We start from the raw sequence: 19,485 nt of genomic DNA, 5'->3' as shown, positions 1-19,485 counted from the left end.
CAGCTGGAAAATTATTTAATTGATATGGCCATCACCAAAAAGACAGTTCGAACAATCCTAATCCTGGCTGTTGCCTGCATTGCTATCTTCTTCCTTTATAAGAAAATAGCCGGCAGTAAAGCATCCGGGGAACCCTCTGCCCAAAATGCCAAAAGCAGCGGACCAAAGCTCCTGTTAACCGACGCCTGGGTTGTAAAAACAGGCCTCCTGAACCAAACAATAGAAGCCAGCGGTACCCTGCAAAGCAATGAAGAAGTAGAGGTAAAACCAGAGATCAATGGCCGTATAATCAAACTGTTCTTCAAAGAAGGTACCAATGTCAGGAAAGGGGATATGCTCGTTAAACTATACGACGAAGACCTGAAAGCCCAGCTTCAAAAGCTCAAATTACAGCAACAACTGGCTAAAACCACGTTAGAAAGACAAGAGAACCTTTTAAAGATCAATGGAATAAGTCAACAGGATGTAGATGTTACCCGTAACCAGGTAAGCGCTTACCAGGCAGATATGGAATATACACAGACCCAGCTGCAGAAAACAGAACTCAGAGCTCCCTTCAGCGGGAAACTGGGCCTCCGCAACGTCAGCGAAGGCGCCATCGTATCTTCCGCTACCATCATCACTACCCTCCAACAGATAGATCCCCTGAAAATGGACTTCGCCGTTGCCGAAAAATACCGCAACGCCGTTAAAGTAGGCGACCAGGTGATCTTTAACGTAGCGGGCGACAGAAACGATTATAAAGGAAGCATTTACGCAATAGATCCGAAAATAGACCTTACCACCCGTACAATGAAACTGAGGGCAATCGTTCCTAATAACAGCGGCGTATTGTTCCCCGGCTCTTTCGCCAAAGTAAAGATCATCCTTAAAGATATTCCCGACGCCATGATGATCCCTTCACAGGCTGTCATACCCGGAACCCGCGATAAAAAGGTGATCATTGCCGACCAGGGCGTCGCTAAATTTGTAGTAGTAGAAACCGGCCAAAGAACCGAAAGCTCCGTACAGATAACCAACGGACTTAAACCTGGCGATACCGTTATCACAACAGGTATCCTTCAGCTTAAACCAGGTATGCCATTGAAGTACAATAAAATACAATAATGAAGACAGCCCCCGTCGCTGCTTCATTCTAAATATATTCAACATGAGTTTACCTTCCTTATCTCTCAAACGCCCGGTATTTGCTATCGTGATGAATATCATTATCGTGATATTCGGTCTGGTGGGCTTCACTTTCCTGGGGGTAAGAGACTTTCCGGCCATTGACCCTCCTATCGTAAACGTACGTACGTCATACGCCGGCGCCAACTCTGACATCATTGAAACGCAGATCACCGAGCCATTGGAAAAACAGATCAATGGTATTGCCGGTATTAAAAATATTTCTTCCAGCAGCAGCCAGGGCAGCAGCAATATCACCGTGGAATTTGAACTGGGACAGGACCTCGAAGGCGCCACCAATGATGTGCGCGACAAAGTATCCCAGGCCCTCCGCGCCCTGCCGCCGGATATCGACGCGCCTCCTGTAGTTTCCAAACAGGACGCGAACTCCGATGCGATCATCTCCATGACGGTACAAAGCAACACCCGCAACCAACTGGAAGTGACAGAATATGGTACCAACGTTTTGCTGGAAAAACTGCAGACCATCCCCGGCGTCAGCGCCATCCAGATCTGGGGAGAAAAAAGATATGCCATGCGTATCTGGATGGACCCTGCAAAACTTTCTTCCTACCGCCTCACGCCAAGCGATGTACAGGTGGCGCTGCAAAGAGAGAACGTAGAACTTCCGTCCGGTAAAATAGCCGGTAATGCTACCGACTTCACTGTACGCACCTTTGGCCGGCTTGTAACGGAAGACGATTTTAATAACCTCATCATCCGCAACGTAAATGGCAGCGAGATCAGGATCCGCGATATAGGACAGGCCGTATTAGGCCCAGAGAACGAGGAAACAGTGCTGAAAGAATCAGGCAGCCCGATGATCTCCCTGGCCCTCATTCCTCAACCGGGGTCCAACTATGTTGCCATCGCCGACGAATTCTATAAACGATATGCCCAGCTGCAGAAAGATATTCCTGAAGACTTTAAAGTGAATATCGCTATGGATAACACCCGCTTCATCAAAAAATCAATTGAAGAAGTGGAGGAAACCCTGATAGTAGCCCTGGTACTGGTGATCATTATCGTTTACCTGTTCTTCCGCGACTGGCTGATGGCGCTCCGTCCGTTGATCGATATACCGGTATCCCTGATCGGGGCATTCTTTATTATGTATGCCTGCGGATTTACCATCAACATCCTTACCCTCCTGGCCATCGTTCTGGCAACAGGCCTGGTGGTGGATGACGGTATTGTAGTAACTGAAAATATTTATAAGAAGATAGAAGCCGGTATGCCAAGGATGAGGGCCGCCCGCGAAGGATCGGAAGAGATCTTCTTCGCGGTGATCGCCACCTCCATTACCCTGGCTTTCGTATTCCTTCCGATCATCTTCCTGCAGGGATTCGTAGGACAGCTGTTCCGCGAATTCGGTATCGTAGTAGCCGGCGCAGTATTGATCTCAGCATTTGTATCGCTTACCTTAACGCCGGTACTGAACGTAAAACTGGGCCGTAAAACCCATACACATTCCTGGTTCTATCTTAAAACTGAACCTTTCTTCCGCTGGATGGAAGATGGTTATAAAAATTCGCTGGAAGCGTTTATGCGTTTCCGTTGGGTAGCCGGACTTATCATCGCCGGTTGCGTGGTAATGATCTACTTCCTCTTCAAAACATTGCCGGCCGAACTGGCGCCACTGGAAGACCGCAGTACTTTCCGCCTGTCTATCACCACGCCTGAAGGCACCGCCTTCGACTACATGGATAAATACGTGGATAAGCTCACCAACTTTATGATAGATTCCATCCCCGAGAAGAAGATCATCCTTAGCGTAACTTCTCCGGGCTTCAGCGGATCAGGAGCTGTTAACACCGCCTTTGCCAACGTCATGCTCACCGAACCTAACGAAAGGCAACGGTCGCAGAAAGACATTGTAAACATGGTAAACCGGAACATGAGCCGGTTCCCCGAAGGAAAGGTATTTGCAATAGAACAACAAACCATCCAGGTAGGGCGCCGTAGCGGCCTGCCCGTTTCCTTTGTACTCGAACATATCAACTTCGATACACTGACCGCCGTACTGCCTAAGTTCATGGAAGAAGTGAACAACAGCACTGTATTCCAGGGAACGGATGTAGACCTGAAGTTCAACAAACCGGAACTCCGCATACATATCAACCGCGATAAGGCCACACAGTTAGGCGTTTCGGTGCAGGACATTTCCCAGACCCTGCAGCTGGCCCTCAGTAACCTGCGCTATGGTTACTTTATCAGGAACGGTAAACAGTACCAGGTAATGGGCCAGGTATTCCGCGCCGACAGGGACGATCCTATGGATCTGCAGAACCTGTACGTCCGTAACTCCAACGGGGAAGCCATTCAGTTAGATAACGTGGTGAGCATCGAAGAGGAAACCAGTCCTCCTATCATCTATCACTTCAACCGTTACAAATCCGCTACTATCTCCGCTGGTCTTGCTCCCGGCAAAACGATCGGGGATGGTATCAACGAAATGTACAGGATCTATAATAAGCTGCAACAGGAAAAAATATTGGACGATTCATTTACCACAGCGTTATCCGGATCATCCCGCGACTATGCAGAAAGTGGTTCCAACACCATGTTCGCCCTGGGCCTTGCATTGGTGCTGATCTACCTGGTGCTGGCAGCACAGTTCGAAAGCTGGATAGACCCGCTTATCATCATGTTAACAGTACCGCTGGCATTTGCAGGAGCGCTGTTATCACTGTGGTTATTCAACCAGACGTGGAATATTTTCTCCCAGATCGGCGTGATCATGCTGATAGGGCTGGTAACCAAGAATGGTATCCTCATCGTGGAATTTGCCAACCATCAGCGCGACAGCGGCATGAATAAAGCAGATGCGGTAGTTACAGCCTCCTCGCTTCGTTTGCGTCCTATCCTGATGACCAGCCTGGCTATGGCTTTGGGCGCATTGCCGATCGCCATGTCGCTGGGTGCGGCAGCAACCAGCCGTATACCGCTGGGTATCGTAATCGTGGGCGGGATCGTATTCTCTCTCGTTCTTACCTTATATGTAATTCCGGCGATGTATACTTTCTTCTCACGCAGGGGAAATAAATCGCATGACGACGAAGAGGAAGAAGAAATTGAAAAAGCAGATATTCATACTGCCCATGCCTAATTAACGACGAATCGTTTTTATGACAAATTATATGATAAGGCGTTGCTTACTTTTATGTTGTCTGTTGTGTAGCATAGGTGCATTAAAGGCGCAACAGCAGATACTTACTTTAGAGCAGGCTATAGATGTAGCATTAAAGAATAATTACAATATACGTTTGGCCAGGAATTCTGCAGAACTCTCGGCTAACGATTACGCCTATGCGAATTTTGCTTTTTTTCCAAGGGTGAATGCCTCTGCCGGTACTACCTGGTCAAGAACCGCTACCAAACAGGAGTTCGTAAACGGAACCTCCCGCGATACCAGCGGTATCAAATCCAATAACCTTAGCGGCAACGTTACTTTGGGATGGACATTGTTCGATGGTTTGAAAATGTTCGCCACCCGTAATAAACTGGAGTCTATCCGTGACTACGGGGAACTGGTAGTGAAAGACCAGGTGCAGAATACGATCGCTACGGTGATCACAGGGTATTACAATATCGTTCAACAAAAACAGCAACTGAAAGCGCTGGCAGAGCAGATGTCGATCTCCGAAGAGCGGGTTAAACTGTCTGACGCGAAATTCAGCACCGGCCTGGCTCCGAAAACCGACCTGCTTCAGTCAAAAGTAGACCTGAATGCCCAAAAAGCGTTATACATCCGTCAAATTACGGTGATAGAACAAAGCAAAGCCCTGCTAAACCAGCTGATGGCAGTTCCATCGGGCGCCACGGGTTACGAAGTAGTGGATTCTATCCCGCTGGATACCGGCCTTTCCTACGCCGCATTACAGCAAAATGTTATGAACAATAACACTGCTGTAAAAGTGCAGCAGCAAAATGTGAATATCTCTGCACTTACGATTAAAGAAAGGCAGGCCGATTATTTCCCGGTGATCTCTTTCAACTCAGGATATAACTATACCCGCAATCATTCCAACGCTGCATCCAATGCATTCAGTCCGAAGTTCAGCAGGAATGGGGTATTGAGTTACGGTCTTACCGCCGCTATTCCTATATTCAACGGCTTCAATGTAAAACGCCAGGTACAAAATGCGAAACTGGATTTCGATTACCAGAATATTACCCTGGATAATGTGAAGTCGCAGGTTGACCTGTCGTTGAATAACGCATTTAAAGATTATGAATATTATAAAAAAGCTGTTGAGCTGGAAGAAGAAACCAATGAGCTGGCCCGTGAAAATGCAATGGTGGCCCTGGAAAGATTTAAACAGGGCGTTTCAACTTTGCTGGAAGTAAAGATCGCGCAACAGAGCCTGGAAGATTCGTATTACCGCCTTATACAGGCCAGGTATAATACAAAAGTGGCGGAAACGGAATTAGGACGACTCAATGGAGTATTGTTAAAATAAAATTCTATCTTAATTAAAAAAGGGCAGTCTGTGAACCAACAGGCTGCCCTTTGCACTTTTGGTACTTGATACGTACGGGGTTGAACAAATTTTTTTCATTTCCGGACACATATGTTAAATTCATTATTCAAAACAACCTACTTTCCAATAACAATGAAGCCGGCATAATTTTCAACTTTTAAACCTCAATATTAAATTATCAGTATTATGTTTCGAATTTTCATCCTCTTTAGTTATCTTGTATTAATTGCAGGCTTCGGGAATGCCCAGGTTTTGCAAACTGTGAACAGGAGCGTTACTGTAGATTCGCTGATTCACGTCAACGAAGCTCCGGGAGCAGGTCTTGTATGGCTGAAGAAAAAACTCGCGTTCAGGAACTTTTCGAATGGTACTATTGAATTTGACTGCAGAGGCCGCGACGTATTGCAACAAAGCTTTGTAGGAATAGCTTTTCACGGAGTAAATGACAGTACCTATGATGCCATTTATTTCAGACCTTTTAATTTTCAGGCTGCAGAAGAAATAAGAAGGAAACATTCGGTACAATACATTTCGATGCCGAAATACGATTGGGAATTATTAAGAGAGGAACACCCTGGTAAGTACGAAAATGAGATAACACCTGCCCCTGATCCTAATACTTGGTTTCACGTTAAAATAACTGTTAATTGGCCACAGGTTGAGGTCTGGGTGAACGGTCAAAGTGTGCTGCATGTAACCCAACTGAGTGAGCAGAAAAAAGGAAGAATTGGTTACTGGGTTGGCAACAACTCGCCAGGCGACTGGAAAAACCTGACCATAAAATAAATAAAGACTGTTGATTGTTAAGTTAGAAGTCGGGCTTTAAGGCGTGAGTCTTAAAGCCTTCTTTATTTTTCAGCCTTCGATTTTTTATATTCTTCGAATGATTGTTTGATAAACAATAAAAGATCATATTCTGAGGCTGAATTCAGGAATTGATAGGTAGGACGGTATTTGAGCATGAAAGAGTCCAGCTCCGGGCTTTGCAGCTTCGTCATCTTCTCCACCACTTCCGGGGAGTAACGGTAATCTATATATTTTTCTTTCTCCCAGTAAACGAGCTGTTCTTTAAATTCTTCCTTTCGTTTACGTGCCTTGCTGGGCACCAGGTATGTGAGAGCAGTGATAGGATTGGCAGGTAATGTTTTCAAGACATCTACCGCCCCGGGCTTCTTATAATTAAAATAACGCCCATACTCTTCCCTCATCGCCAACGAGTCGTTGTGATAGTTCTTTCCTTTTACATTCACTCCCTGCAGGTCAAACAACCGCTTCTGCAAATAGATATCATGAGTAGATGACATGCTGGGCACGGTAAACAGCCTGCTGGTATAACTCAGCATCGAGAACTCCAGCGTATCGCCGGGAACGGCTTCAATATAAAACCTACCACTCTCACTGCTGAGAGTTCCTGTCATAGTTCTTTTGTTTATAATGGAAACAAAAGGTAATCCTGTTTTCGTGTCCTGATCTGCCACCATACCCGATATTCTTACCTGTGCTAAAGTATCCTGTAGGCTAATAAAAAAGAAAAAAAACAGTGCTCCGATGTATGTCGTAAAACGAATCATGAAAATAGTAATCCTTCAAATTTAACGTTCCACCCGCAAATGAAAAGTTAAAACCCGGTAACAGATAATTGCCCGCCCGCAAAATTATTAATAATCAGGCCAGTAAATATCCGCTCAATAACATATTTTTACAGATATACGTTGGATTATGCCGCAAAAAATCATCTTCGCAACACAACATTATAAATATCTGAAAGATCGTATCCTCGCTATTACCGGCGAGGCATGGGAAAATGGGGAATTAGAGATACGGGATTTCCCAGATGGGGAACATTATCATCGTATCCTGAGCGATGTTAGTCACAAAGAAGTGGTGATCATCGGCGGAACGATCGATGATCAGGCAACCCTGGAATTATTTGATCTGGCAAGTGGATGCATACAATTGGGTGCATATTCATTAACGATTATCATCCCTTATTTTGGTTACTCTACCATGGAAAGGGCGGTAAAATATGGAGAAATAGTGAAAGCCAAAACCCGTGCAGTACTTTTTTCTTCTTTACCCAATACTTCCCGCGGCAACCGGATTGTGATGATAGACCTGCATGTGGATGGAATTACCTGGTATTTTGAAAACGATATCCGCCCCGTACACCTGTATGCTAAAGGATTTGTGCTGAATGCAGCACAGGAACTGGCGGGAGATAAACCATTTGTATTAGCCAGTACAGATGCAGGGCGGGCTAAATGGGTAGAGTCGCTGGCGAACGATCTGCATGTTCCCGCAGCCTTTGTTTTCAAGCGCCGGATCTCCGGCGAAGAAACCGCCATTACCGCTATCAGCGCAGATGTAAAAGATAAAACAGTGATCATTTATGACGATATGATCCGTACGGGAGGCTCTCTTGTTCACGCCGCCGAAGCCTATCACGAAGCCGGGGCAGCCGGCATTTGTGTGATCACAACTCATGGGATCTTTGCCGGCAACGGGTTTGAGAGAATTAAAAACAGTGGACTTATCAGCAAGGTTGTTTGTACAGATACCCACCCCAATGCATTAACTATTCATGATCCTATGCTGGAAGTAAGATCAGTAGCACAACTGATCGTCGACTACTTTCATTATCAATCCATCTGATAAGGGTTGGCAAGTTATTTGTCTTGCACCCTTCCGTCAATTGCTATAAACATGGTTGTTAGCTCTTCGTATAATCGAGTACGGTAGCTGTGTATACAGGAAGATGGATCGTTGAAGTGAGATTGTCAATTTTTTTTCTTTACACACCCATTGTAAAGGCGCTTTTGATTGTATTGTTATATTGATGGACCAGCAATATAACAACAGACAGCATCAATGTACTGTCAGAAGAATTTGTAACCAAACAGTTAATCATATCATGAGAAGCCAAGTACTAGCCTGGTTGGGGCTGTGCTATGCCTTTTTCTGCTCTGTAAGCAGCGCATATGCTAAACCCGAGGGCCATTCTCCCGTCTTTCAAGCTGATACTACAGTTCCGGTAGTTATTAAACCCGCTGCTGATACCAGTAACCCATCTAAGCAAGATACATCCAAGCCTGCTGTAAAACCCGCACAGGATACTACGAAACCAGTACAGGACACAGCTAAACAAGTTCAGGACACAACTAAAAAAGTGACCGAGAAACCAAAAGAAGACACAGCTCTTATCTTGCCTCCGGATCCGGCTACCGCCAAATCTGAAGTGAATAAGTTTAATATCACAGGCGTAGTAAAAGATGACAAAGGCGCGCCAATTCCCGGCGCCGTAGTCAGGAACAAATCTGCCCAGCTCAACGCCCAGACTGATCCTGCAGGTAATTACACCATTAAAGCACAGGTTGGGGACACCATCCTTGTTACTGCTCCTACCTTCGCTGAACAGGCGATCAATATCACCAAACGCGGGCCTGTAAACTTCTCGCTTGTACCCAGCAGCGCTACCAAAAAAGTGCTGGGCGAAGTAGTAGTGACCGCGTTAGGTATTAAAAAGAATCCCCGTTCCGTAGGTTACGCCATCCAGGAAGTTGCCGGAAACGCAGTACAGGAAGCCAAGGAAGTGAACTTTGTAAACGCTCTTACTGGTAAAGTACCAGGTGTTCAGATCAATACCAACACCGGATCTATGGGCGGCGCCACCAAGATCACTATCCGCGGTGTTAAATCTATCTTAGGTGATAATAATGCTTTCTTTGTTGTAGACGGTGTTCCAATGCTTAACAGCGTAACCAACGATCCCGGCCAGCAAAACGGCGGGGGCGGTTACGACTATGGCAGCCCGATGCAGGATATCAACCCGGAAGATATTGAAAACATTTCCGTACTGAAAGGAGCTGCTGCCACTGCATTATACGGTAGCCGCGGCGCCAACGGCGTATTGCAGATCACTACCAAAAAGCGCCCCGACACAGAACGTGGCATCGGCGTTACATACAGCCTGAACGCACAGATCGACCAGGTTTATGTACTGCCAAAATATCAAAACCAATATGGTGGCGGTAGCGCAGGTAAATTTGATACGCTTTACTACAACCAGCACCCCGAAGCATTCCTGAATGAGCAGGCTGCCACTTACGATGATAATAACGGGAAAGGACGTTACGACCTCCTGCCTCAATATGCCGTAGACGAGTCATGGGGCCCGAAACTGGACGGACGCCTTGTTCGCCCTTACTGGTCATGGGATAAAAACAAAAACAATCCTTACTTCGGCCAGACAGCTCCATGGATCGCTCACCCTAATAACGTAAAAGATTTCTATAGAACAGGTTTTACTCTTACCAATAACATATCTCTCGCCGGCTCTAACGATAAAGGCGCTTTCAGGTTATCCTACGGCAATATGGACCAGTCATTCGTGCTGCCAAATGCCACCAATAAAAGGAACAACCTCTCTGTCAATGGTAATTACGAAGTAACAAAAGGCGTAAGGGCGGTAGCTTCTGTTAACTATACTTCCCTGAACGTTAAGGGCAGACCGGGAACCGGCTTCACCGGACCAAACCCCGCGCTTCAGTTTACCATGTATGGGCAGCGCCAGCTCGACCTGGATATGGAGAAAAGATATAAATACGAAGACGGTTCACAGATCACCTGGAACCGCAGAGCCTGGGATGATCCAACCGTTGCTTCCAGCAATGGCCCATACTGGAACCGGTATATGGATTATGAAACAGACAGCCGCAACCGCCTCTACGGTTATGCAGGCGTAGATGTGGATGCAACAAAATGGCTCTCCTTCACCGGCCGGGTATTTATGGACGATTATAATACCCTGGAAGAAGAAAGAACAGCAAAAGACTACTCTGTGGGCGGTTACATCAAACGTGTACGCACTACCCGTGAAATGAACTACCAGTTAACAGCCGATATCAAAAAGAACTTTGGCGAAGACTTCCAGCTGAATGCTACAGTGGGTGGAAACATTATGCACCGTAAATGGACGGTAACCGGCGGATCTACTGTTGGCGGCCTCATTACCAAAGATGTGTATAACCTGGCCAACTCTGTGCAAACAGCAACGCCTATCGACCAGTTCTATGAAAAACAGATCAACTCTGTTTTTGCAACTGCCAACCTGGGATACAAGAATTTATTGTTCTTAGACCTGACAGGCCGCAGCGACTGGTCGTCTACCCTGAAAAAAGGCAATAACCAGTACTTCTATCCTTCAGCTTCTGTTTCTTTTGTGTTCTCAGACCTGCTGAAAGACTGGAAATGGCTGTCGTACGGCAAGATCAGGGGTAGCGTAGCCGCTGTGGGCAGCGATGCTGCAGATCCATACAGGATCTATAACACCTACGATTTTGTTCCTCCATTCGGAACAAATCCTATTTCACAGTTCACTCCAACACTCTATAACGAAAACCTGAAACCTGAAAGAACTACCGAAGTTGAAGGCGGTACAGAACTAAAATTCTTTGATAACAGGATAGGAGTTGATTTCACCTACTACCGCAGGGTAACCAAAGACCAGATCATTACCCTGGCAATGCCTGCTGCAACCGGGTTTGTGGGAGCGTTTGTAAACGGCGGTACTGTAGAGAACAAGGGTATTGAAATAGGCCTTAACCTGAACCCGATCAGGCTGAAGAACGGTTTCCGCTGGGATATCAATGCTAACCTGGCCCGTAACCGTAACAAAGTACTGGATCTGAATATCGAACAATACAATACGTCGCTGGAATACCTCACCATCGGTACCGACCGCAGAACGCAGAAAGTTTCAGTGGTAGGACAGGTAGGCGAACCGCTGGGTACTATCAGGGGTACAGATTATACTTACCTGAATGGTCAGAAAGTAGTGGATGAATTAGGAAGATATGTACCAAGTGAGATCAAACCTATCGGTAACGCATACCCTGATTATGTTGGCGGTGTTACCAACACCTTTACATTCAAAGGTATTTACCTGAGCGCCCTGGTTGATTTCCAGCATGGCGGTAACTTCTTCAGCTATACGAACCTGTATGGTAATAAATCAGGTTTGCTGGAATCGACCGTAGAAAACGGGATCCGTGAAAACGGCATCATAGTTCCCGGCGTGACTGCAGATGGCCATCCTAATACTACCAGGATCACCGCGCAGGACCACTTCAATTATAACGGAGGTAATGTGATCAGCAAAGCCAATTTGTATGATGCAAGTTATATCTATCTGAGAGAAGCCAAGATCGGTTACAACTTACCTGAGAACTGGTACAAAAAGATCGGCGCCCAAAGCGCAAGGATCTCGTTGTATGGCCGTAATCTCTGGCTGATCAAGTCCAATGCTCCGAACGTAGACCCTTCCAACATCCTCAACTCCGCGTCTAACGTACAGGGGATAGAAGGTGGAGCACTCCCTTCTCTGCGTTCCTATGGATTTAACCTGAATGTATCATTCTAAATTTTGTGACGATGACTATTAAACATTTTCTTAAATATAGCGGCGCCATACTGGCATTGGTTTGTCTGATCGCCAGTTGCAGGAAGTTCGATGATATGGCGCATGACCCAACTAAACCTACGACTGCCGACCCTAAGTACCTGTTAACAGGTGCACAGAAAAGTGCTATGGACCTGATGTATAGCGGTCTGCAAAACGGTTTTATTGCGATGAACTACGCACAGTACTGGACAGGGAATTCCCGCACCAACGACAGCCAGTTCAATCTTGATGAAGGTAATAACACCGCCCTCTGGAATAACCTGTACAGGATATCGCTGCACAACCTGGAGGATATTATCAAACAGCTACAGAGCAAACCCGGTGAAGCGAATACCGCCAACCAGATTGCTGTTGCCAGGATCACCGAGGCCTGGATCTACCAGATCCTTGCGGATGCATATGGTAACATTCCATACACCCAGACATTTGAGAGTGCAACCAACATCACTCCTAAATATGATGATGCTGCCACCGTTTACAAGGCATTAATAGATACCCTGGAAAAACAGATCACTGTGATGAATGATGCAGAAATCAGCTTTGATGCAGGTGATGTGATCTATGGCGGTGATGTAGCAAAATGGAAAAAACTGGCTCACTCACTGATCCTGAGATTAAGCATCCGTATGGTGAACGCGAGCCCGGATCTTGCCAAACAGAAAATAGAAGCGCATTATAAAGACGCGATCAGCAGCAATGCAGAAGGCGCACAGTTCCAGTACCTGGACGCTGCGCCTAACAAGTTCCCGTACAACGAATCTGAACGCCCGATCATCGACTTCTCTGTTACCGAAACACTGGTAAACTATATGAAGAGCGTAAACGACCCTCGTTTACCGATCTATGCACGCCCTGCGAAAAATACAGATACCATTAAAGGTATGCCTTATGGCTGGGCGGCATCAGATACCAACAGGTTAGCGTTAGATTTCTATTCCTACCCTGGCAGACAGATTTACAGCGCTACTATGCCTGGTATCCTCATGGGTTACCCTGAAGTGGAATTCATCCTGGCAGAAGCGGCTGCAAGAGGTATGCAGGTGGGCGATGCAGCTACGCATTATGAAAATGGTGTAAGAGCTTCTATCAACTACTGGAAAGACCTGACTAAAAACGCAGATATCACTGACCAAACGATCTCTGATTATCTGAAAATCGTGCCTTATGTAGCCGGTGACTGGAAAAACGTGATAGGCACTCAAAAATGGCTGGCCCTGTACCCACAAGGCTTCCAGGCCTGGTTCGAAAGAACAAGGCTCAATTTCAGCAAACCTGGCGGACAACCATTGTTCATAGCACCGGTTTCAGGCTCCCTGGACCCAAGTGTTAAAATGGTTCCTTACAGGTTAACTTATCCACAGTCTGAACAAACGCAGAACAAAGCCAGTTACGAACAGGCTGTCAGCGCGCTGGGTGGCGATACCAAAGGCACCAAGCTGTGGTACAATAAATTTTGATACAACAATCAACTATAGCTAAACAACAATCTGCCGGCGCCTGCTTCTGCAGGCGCTTTTCTTTTTTCCTCCCGTTTTGGTATCTTTAGCGCCACCTATATTTCATAATTTATGAGGAAAGTACTGTTAGCGTTGACCATGCTGGTCATTGTTCGCACTTCGTATGCACAAAAAGTAGCACAGGCTTATCAACATTGGTACACTTATTTTGGAACCGTTAAAATGAATAGCAAATGGGCGATACCTTTCGATATCCAGGGCCGGATAAGAGATGGGATCAGTGATAAAGGCCAGTTGCTTATCAGGGGAGGACTTCAATATTCCCTTACCAAACAAGACCAGGTTTTGCTGGGTTATGCCTTTGTACCAACCTATAACAATGTTAGCGGTACCTGGCTGCCGGAGCACAGGATATTCCAGCAGTATATCCGCAAAGCCAAGACAATTGACATGACGCACCGGGTAAGACTGGAACAAAGATGGGTTTCCCAGCCTTCCGCACCCGGCTCAGTACATGCGATCGGTGACTGGAAATACGGCAACCGGGCCAGGTATTTCAACCGTACACAGTTGCCATTGAATAAAACGCCCTTTTATGTGGCCTTGCAGGATGAAATTTTCCTGAATCTTTGGGGAAATGACATCAGCAACCTGTTTTTTGATCAGAACCGTTTCCTGGCGGCATTTGGTTACCAATTCAATTCAAACCTGAAGGCCGACATCGGGTATATGAACCAATACCTTCAAACCGGCTCAGGGGCTAAAAGCATGAATCATATACTGCATTTCAGCGTGTTCCAGACGATTAACTTATAAAAATGGGCTCCGGTCCATTTTCTCCAACGGGCTCCTGTTCTTTTCCGGGGAATTGTCCCGGTCATGATTTATTAAACAAGCAGGCGTACGCCCCGATCTTTACAACCGGGCATAAAAAAGCCGGCTTACACAGCCGGCTTTATAATAAGTTGTTATTTATAATTGGAAAATTTGCTTTTCAGCAACCCGGCAAACTGCCGGTAGGCATCCTGGTTGGGAAAAGCTGAAATGGGGATCAGGAAGAATGTTTTTTTATCCCTGTACAGGAAGAAGAACTTTTTAGTTTCCACGATCTGCGAGAAGTTGTTCCAGCCGATGGCCCGCTGGTGATCGCTGGCCCGGGTAGAGATCAGCAATCCTTCGTCTGAATAATTCAGGTGAATATCGTCCTTAAATGTGGCGGCTTTATTATAGATGGAAACAGGTAGCAGATACCAGAACACCCATCCGATGAGGGCTGTCATGATAAAGATCCCGGTCAGAGCGCCAGGAGTAACTACACTGAAAAAGTATCCAGTTAAAGTGGCTAGCAGTAAGATAATGAGGGTATTGCGAAAAACCTTGATCTCCCCACGTTGCATAAAATGGTAGCGCAATGCATGTAATACCTCACTTTTGTCATAACTAAACTCTAAACTCTGCATGCAAATCGAACTCCAAAACGAATTTATCTGGTTACGGATATTGACATTGGGTTATCCATCTCATCTCGCACAGTAACAGGTGCTTCTTTCTTCCGTGGGCGTTTTATGTTGGACAGGTCATCCTCTCCGAAACCCGGAAAGTTCTTTTTGATGAACAGGAAATATTGTTGCAAGGTTTTAGGATCTACCTTAAAAGGGAAAGCTCCTTCCTTACCACTTCCTTTCAGGAAGTCGTTTGTATTTATCTTGTTTTCGTTTTGTAAATACCACTTATACAAATCTACTATAGCTTTCTCCAACTCGGCTTCGTCAACTTTTTCAGTTGGCTCTACTCGTGGAAACATTAACACAAACTCTTCTACCCTTACAGGTTTGGCAGCTGACGTGTTTTTGGAGTTATTACGGTTATCGTTGTTGTCTCCACCGTTTTTATCCCCATTATTGTCCCCGTTTTTGAAACCAGTGCTGGCGTTTGCTGAAGTGACTGCGGTCAAAACTGCCAACAGTAAAAACAACAGCTTCTTCATAAGGTGTCAAAATTTTCGAGTCTAAAAATACGATTATCTTTTGAAGATTTACAACAGGCGGTCAAAATTTATAAAATTCATCTAAAAAACAAAAGCAATGGGCGAACCATTGCTTTCGAGAGTCATTTACAGTGCATGATGAATCATGCGGTGTAGGAATATTTGGTTTTTCATAGGACAGTAACCATAATAAAAATTAATACAATAACAAATATAATAAAATTATATCGTGTGTTGGGCGAAGAATCAAATATTAGAAAAAATTAAATATTACAACTTATAATTTTAAAAGCTGCAATTAAAACCGTTTTTACAGAAAATTTTCAAATTGAAAAAAAGGGAAGTGGGAAATCGATAGCAAAAGGATCGACTAAAAAGGAGGGGTTTCTTTTAAAAAGTAAGGGCGCCTAGAAAAGCGCCCTCAATTTGTTACTATCCTATGAAAACCCTATTTGAATACAAAGGTAAGGGTGTGTTATTTTTCTTTGAAATTTTAAAGGCACAATAACATATCATTAACAAGAAGTTGCAACATCCATCAGCTGCAACCCATGCTGGTGCCGCAATTCAGGCATTTATAGCAGGTTCCGGACCTAACCGTAATATGCCCGCATGTTGTACAGGCCGGAGCATCGCTTTGCATCTGCTTTAAATACTCCTGTTCCTGTTGCCCGCTTCCCGCATAAACCCCGGAAACCTTTACTACAGGCGCACTTACAGGCTTCGACGGAGCCGGCGCCCGGGGCGTTTCCGGTTCGTCGTCCTGCTCATCCAGCACATGTACCAGGTCATTACGTTGTAAATACTCGTACCCTAACACCCTGAAAATATAGTCGACCAGCGAGGTAGCGGATTTAATATTCGGATGATCCACCCGCCCTGCCGGCTCAAACCGGGTAAAAATGAACTTATCCACGAATTCTTCCAGCGGAACGCCATACTGCAGGCCTACCGAAACGGCTATCGCGAAACAGTTCATAAGGCTGCGTAATGTCGACCCTTCTTTGGCCAGATCTATGAATATTTCGCCCAATGTGCCGTCATTATATTCTCCGGTCCGCAGGAAGATCACCTGTCCGCCTACATTAGCTTTCTGTGTAAAGCCCCCTCTCTTCGACGGCAGCGATTTGCGTTCAATGATCCTCGACAACTGCCGTTTCAGCTCCGTATCGCTGCTGGCGATCATCCGCTGGTTGATCTCCTCCAACAATGCGTCTGTAGGCAGTTGTTGCAATTCGTTCACCGGGGCTGCGTCGCCTTCTGTTTTCTTCTTTTTATCAGCTTTATTGCTCAACGGCTGGCTTAATTTGCTGCCATCCCTGTACAGCGCACAGGCCTTTAGTCCCAGCTCCCAGCTTAGCCTGTAAGCATCGGCAATTTCCTCGACAACCGCTTCATGCGGCAGGTTGATGGTTTTGGAGATCGCGCCGGAAATGAACGGCTGCACCGCCGCCATCATCCTGATATGCCCATGCGGGTGAATATAGCGTTCTCCCTTCTTTCCACATTTATTGGCGCAATCAAACACCGGCTGATGGGCCTCTTTCAGGTAAGGGGCGCCTTCAACCGTCATTGTACCACAGATGTAGTCATTTGCCGCATCTATCTGCTCGTCTGTAAACCCTAACGCATGCAACAAACTGAATTCCAGGCTATAGTATTCTTCCGATTCGAATCCTAACCGCTGCAAGCACTCTTCTCCCAGGGTATATACATTAAAAACAAATGATATGTCAAAAGAAGAAGCCACAGCATTGTCCAGCTTCTTCAGTTCTTCTCCTATAAACCCTTTTTCGCTCAGGGTCTGGTGATTGATATAAGGCGCGCCGGCAAAACTTCCGGTTCCTTTGGCATAATCTACAATCGCCCTGATCTCATGCTCCGTATATCCAAGATTCTTAAGCGCTGCAGGGATCGACTGGTTGATGATCTTAAAATAACCGCCTCCCGACAGTTTTTTGAACTTCACCAGCGCAAAATCCGGTTCTACCCCTGTAGTATCGCAATCCATCACCAGCCCGATAGTGCCGGTAGGTGCAATAACTGTTGCCTGCGCGTTCCGGTAGCCGTATTGCTCTCCCAGTTTCACAGCCTCGTCCCAGGCCTTGGTAGCTGCTTTCATTAAATAATCAGGACAATACCTGGCATCAATCCCTTTAGGCTTGATCTCCAGCCCATCGTAGGCTTCGGATGCATCGTAGGCTGCTGCACGGTGATTGCGCATTACCCTGAGCATATCTTCCCTGTTTTCTTCAAAACGGGCAAACGGCCCCAGGAAAGCAGCCATTTCTGCAGAGGTTTTATATGCTACTCCCGTCATAATAGCGGTAATTGCTCCTGCAATGCCCCGGGCTTCTTCACTGTCGTAGGCAATACCGCTTACCATAAGCAGGGATCCCAGGTTGGCGTATCCCAATCCCAGGGTCCTGTAGTCGTAGCTTAGCTGAGCCACTTCCTCAGACGGGAATTGCGCCATCAGCACAGAAATTTCCAGCACCGTTGTCCATAACCTTACCGTATACTCGAAACCTGGTACGTCAAATAACTGTTTTTCTTCATCAAAGAACCGGCGCAGGTTCACTGAGGCCAGGTTGCAGGCCGTATTATCCAGGAACATGTACTCGGAGCAGGGGTTGGAAGCATTGATACGACCGCCTTTAGGACAGGTATGCCATTCGTTGATGGTAGTATCATATTGGGTTCCGGGATCGGCGCATCTCCAGGCTGCATAGTTGATCTGGTCCCAAAGTTCCCTGGCCTTTACGGATTTAATAGGTTTCCCGGTTGTTCTGGCGATCAGGTCCCAGTCGGCGTTTGCGTCCAGGGCTTTAAAGAAACTGTTCGGAACCCGCACAGAGTTATTGGAATTCTGGCCGGATACCGTTCTATAGGCTTCTCCTTCATAATCGGACGAATAGCCGGCTGCTATCAGGGCGGCCACTTTCTTCTCTTCTTCCACCTTCCAGTTCACAAACTCCATAATCTCAGGATGGTCCAGGTCCAGGCACACCATTTTGGCAGCCCGGCGGGTAGTACCCCCGGATTTTATGGCGCCGGCAGCCCGGTCGCCTATTTTCAGGAAGCTCATTAACCCGCTGGAAGTTCCGCCGCCGCTTAGTTTTTCGCCCTCGCCGCGGATCGACGAGAAGTTGGTACCAACGCCGGAGCCATATTTGAATATCCTGGCTTCACGGGTCCAGAGATCCATGATCCCTCCTTTGTTTACCAGGTCGTCTTTCACGCTCAGGATAAAACAGGCGTGGGGTTGGGGTCTTTCATAGGCAGAAGTGGATTTTTCCAGTTTCCCGGTTTTTTGTTCCACGTAAAAATGGCCCTGGGGAGAACCTTTGATCCCATAGCTGGAATAAAGGCCTGTATTGAACCATTGAGGGGAATTTGGCGCACAAGATTGGTTGAGCAGCGAAAACACCAGTTCATCATAGAATATATCTGCGTCTTTCTTTGATGCAAAATATCCATATTCTTCTCCCCAGCTTCTCCAACAGTTTACCAACCGGTGTACTACCTGTTTCACGGAGGTTTCTCTTCCGGTGCTGCCATCGGCTTGCGGCACCCCTGCTTTTCTGAAATATTTCTGGGCCAGGATGTCGGTCGCGATCTGCGACCATCCCGACGGTACCTCTACGTTGTTCATTTCAAACACAACGTCCCCTCCCGGGTTACGGATCACGGAAGAACGCAACTCATACGAAAACTGGTCATAAGGACTCACATCATCCTTTGTAAAATGGCGGGAAAAGGCAAGCCCGCGCTGATTGACAGGATTTTTCATGCACATAGATTTTCTAAAAAATGAATAGAATGAGGTTAGTGATCGAGAGTTAACTAAAATTACTTTTAAAATGCCGGAGGACCTTCCTTTATTTTGCACAGATGTGGATAATTGTCAGAACAGTTTAGCCCGACAAT

The 19,485-nt window shown here is 46.2% G+C and carries 12 protein-coding genes; 8 read left to right on the top strand and 4 right to left on the bottom strand.

Annotated elements, in window-relative coordinates; translation table 11 throughout:
• Positions 1 to 24 precede the first annotated feature (24 nt).
• The 4 genes from BLV62_RS13345 to BLV62_RS13330 all read left to right on the top strand — a co-directional run bounded on the left by BLV62_RS13345 (position 25) and on the right by BLV62_RS13330 (position 6,437).
• Entirely contained in the window at positions 25 to 1,107 is a 1,083-nt protein-coding gene (locus tag BLV62_RS13345; protein ID WP_089762404.1) for an efflux RND transporter periplasmic adaptor subunit, read from the top strand.
• Positions 1,108 to 1,150: 43 nt separating this feature from the next.
• Positions 1,151 to 4,276 (top strand): efflux RND transporter permease subunit, encoded by a 3,126-nt coding sequence (locus BLV62_RS13340; RefSeq protein ID WP_089762402.1) that lies wholly within the window; start codon positions 1,151 to 1,153, stop codon positions 4,274 to 4,276.
• A 64-nt stretch (positions 4,277 to 4,340) separates the two neighbouring features.
• Positions 4,341 to 5,630 carry a TolC family protein gene (locus BLV62_RS13335; protein WP_168927840.1) on the top strand — a complete coding sequence of 430 codons (1,290 nt, stop codon included), beginning with the start codon at positions 4,341 to 4,343 and terminating at the stop codon, positions 5,628 to 5,630.
• 207 nt (positions 5,631 to 5,837) lie between these two features.
• Positions 5,838 to 6,437 (top strand): 3-keto-alpha-glucoside-1,2-lyase-like domain-containing protein, encoded by a 600-nt coding sequence (locus BLV62_RS13330; RefSeq protein ID WP_089762398.1) that lies wholly within the window; start codon positions 5,838 to 5,840, stop codon positions 6,435 to 6,437.
• Between the two features lie 62 nt (positions 6,438 to 6,499).
• Here BLV62_RS13330 and BLV62_RS13325 read toward each other — a convergent pair whose 3' ends face one another.
• Entirely contained in the window at positions 6,500 to 7,132 is a 633-nt protein-coding gene (locus BLV62_RS13325) for a carboxypeptidase-like regulatory domain-containing protein (RefSeq protein ID WP_168927839.1), read from the bottom strand.
• 238 nt (positions 7,133 to 7,370) lie between these two features.
• On the opposite strand from BLV62_RS13325, the gene BLV62_RS13320 reads away from it, so the two are divergent.
• The 4 genes from BLV62_RS13320 to BLV62_RS13305 all read left to right on the top strand — a co-directional run bounded on the left by BLV62_RS13320 (position 7,371) and on the right by BLV62_RS13305 (position 14,384).
• Complete coding sequence (locus BLV62_RS13320; protein ID WP_089762394.1) at positions 7,371 to 8,303, top strand: ribose-phosphate diphosphokinase; 933 nt, start codon at positions 7,371 to 7,373, stop codon at positions 8,301 to 8,303.
• A gap of 259 nt (positions 8,304 to 8,562) precedes the next feature.
• Positions 8,563 to 12,069, top strand: a complete 3,507-nt coding sequence (locus BLV62_RS13315; protein ID WP_168927838.1) for a SusC/RagA family TonB-linked outer membrane protein — start codon at positions 8,563 to 8,565, stop codon at positions 12,067 to 12,069.
• 11 nt (positions 12,070 to 12,080) lie between these two features.
• Complete coding sequence (locus BLV62_RS13310; RefSeq protein ID WP_089762390.1) at positions 12,081 to 13,568, top strand: SusD/RagB family nutrient-binding outer membrane lipoprotein; 1,488 nt, start codon at positions 12,081 to 12,083, stop codon at positions 13,566 to 13,568.
• 111 nt (positions 13,569 to 13,679) lie between these two features.
• Positions 13,680 to 14,384 (top strand): DUF2490 domain-containing protein, encoded by a 705-nt coding sequence (locus tag BLV62_RS13305; RefSeq protein WP_089762388.1) that lies wholly within the window; start codon positions 13,680 to 13,682, stop codon positions 14,382 to 14,384.
• Between the two features lie 152 nt (positions 14,385 to 14,536).
• On the opposite strand, the gene BLV62_RS13300 is transcribed toward BLV62_RS13305, so the two are convergent.
• The 3 genes from BLV62_RS13300 to BLV62_RS13290 all read right to left on the bottom strand — a co-directional run bounded on the left by BLV62_RS13300 (position 14,537) and on the right by BLV62_RS13290 (position 19,348).
• Positions 14,537 to 15,028, bottom strand: coding sequence for a YcxB family protein (locus BLV62_RS13300; RefSeq protein WP_089762387.1), 492 nt, complete (start codon positions 15,026 to 15,028; stop codon positions 14,537 to 14,539).
• 23 nt (positions 15,029 to 15,051) lie between these two features.
• A complete protein-coding gene (locus tag BLV62_RS13295; protein WP_089762385.1) occupies positions 15,052 to 15,555 on the bottom strand; it encodes a hypothetical protein in 504 nt (167 codons plus the stop codon).
• A gap of 538 nt (positions 15,556 to 16,093) precedes the next feature.
• A complete protein-coding gene (locus BLV62_RS13290; RefSeq protein ID WP_089762383.1) occupies positions 16,094 to 19,348 on the bottom strand; it encodes a vitamin B12-dependent ribonucleotide reductase in 3,255 nt (1,084 codons plus the stop codon).
• Positions 19,349 to 19,485: the final 137 nt, after the last annotated feature.

Origin of the sequence: Chitinophaga terrae (ex Kim and Jung 2007) (assembly GCF_900107795.1) — a bacterium.
GTDB classification, from domain to species: domain Bacteria; phylum Bacteroidota; class Bacteroidia; order Chitinophagales; family Chitinophagaceae; genus Chitinophaga; species Chitinophaga terrae.
The sequence above is the reverse complement of the archived record's forward strand: the minus strand, read 5'-3'. Positions and strand labels throughout refer to the sequence as shown.

Excerpts from the sequence above, each read along its gene's own strand:
- BLV62_RS13325 (WP_168927839.1), bottom strand. The coding sequence starts at position 7,132 with ATGGTGGCAGATCAGGACACGAAAACAGGATTACCTTTTGTTTCCATT.
- BLV62_RS13290 (WP_089762383.1), bottom strand. The coding sequence starts at position 19,348 with ATGAAAAATCCTGTCAATCAGCGCGGGCTTGCCTTTTCCCGCCATTTT.
- BLV62_RS13330 (WP_089762398.1), top strand. The coding sequence starts at position 5,838 with ATGTTTCGAATTTTCATCCTCTTTAGTTATCTTGTATTAATTGCAGGC.
- BLV62_RS13305 (WP_089762388.1), top strand. The coding sequence starts at position 13,680 with ATGAGGAAAGTACTGTTAGCGTTGACCATGCTGGTCATTGTTCGCACT.
- BLV62_RS13320 (WP_089762394.1), top strand. The coding sequence starts at position 7,371 with ATGCCGCAAAAAATCATCTTCGCAACACAACATTATAAATATCTGAAA.
- BLV62_RS13340 (WP_089762402.1), top strand. The coding sequence starts at position 1,151 with ATGAGTTTACCTTCCTTATCTCTCAAACGCCCGGTATTTGCTATCGTG.
- BLV62_RS13345 (WP_089762404.1), top strand. The coding sequence starts at position 25 with ATGGCCATCACCAAAAAGACAGTTCGAACAATCCTAATCCTGGCTGTT.
- BLV62_RS13315 (WP_168927838.1), top strand. The coding sequence starts at position 8,563 with ATGAGAAGCCAAGTACTAGCCTGGTTGGGGCTGTGCTATGCCTTTTTC.
- BLV62_RS13295 (WP_089762385.1), bottom strand. The coding sequence starts at position 15,555 with ATGAAGAAGCTGTTGTTTTTACTGTTGGCAGTTTTGACCGCAGTCACT.
- BLV62_RS13300 (WP_089762387.1), bottom strand. The coding sequence starts at position 15,028 with ATGCAGAGTTTAGAGTTTAGTTATGACAAAAGTGAGGTATTACATGCA.
- BLV62_RS13310 (WP_089762390.1), top strand. The coding sequence starts at position 12,081 with ATGACTATTAAACATTTTCTTAAATATAGCGGCGCCATACTGGCATTG.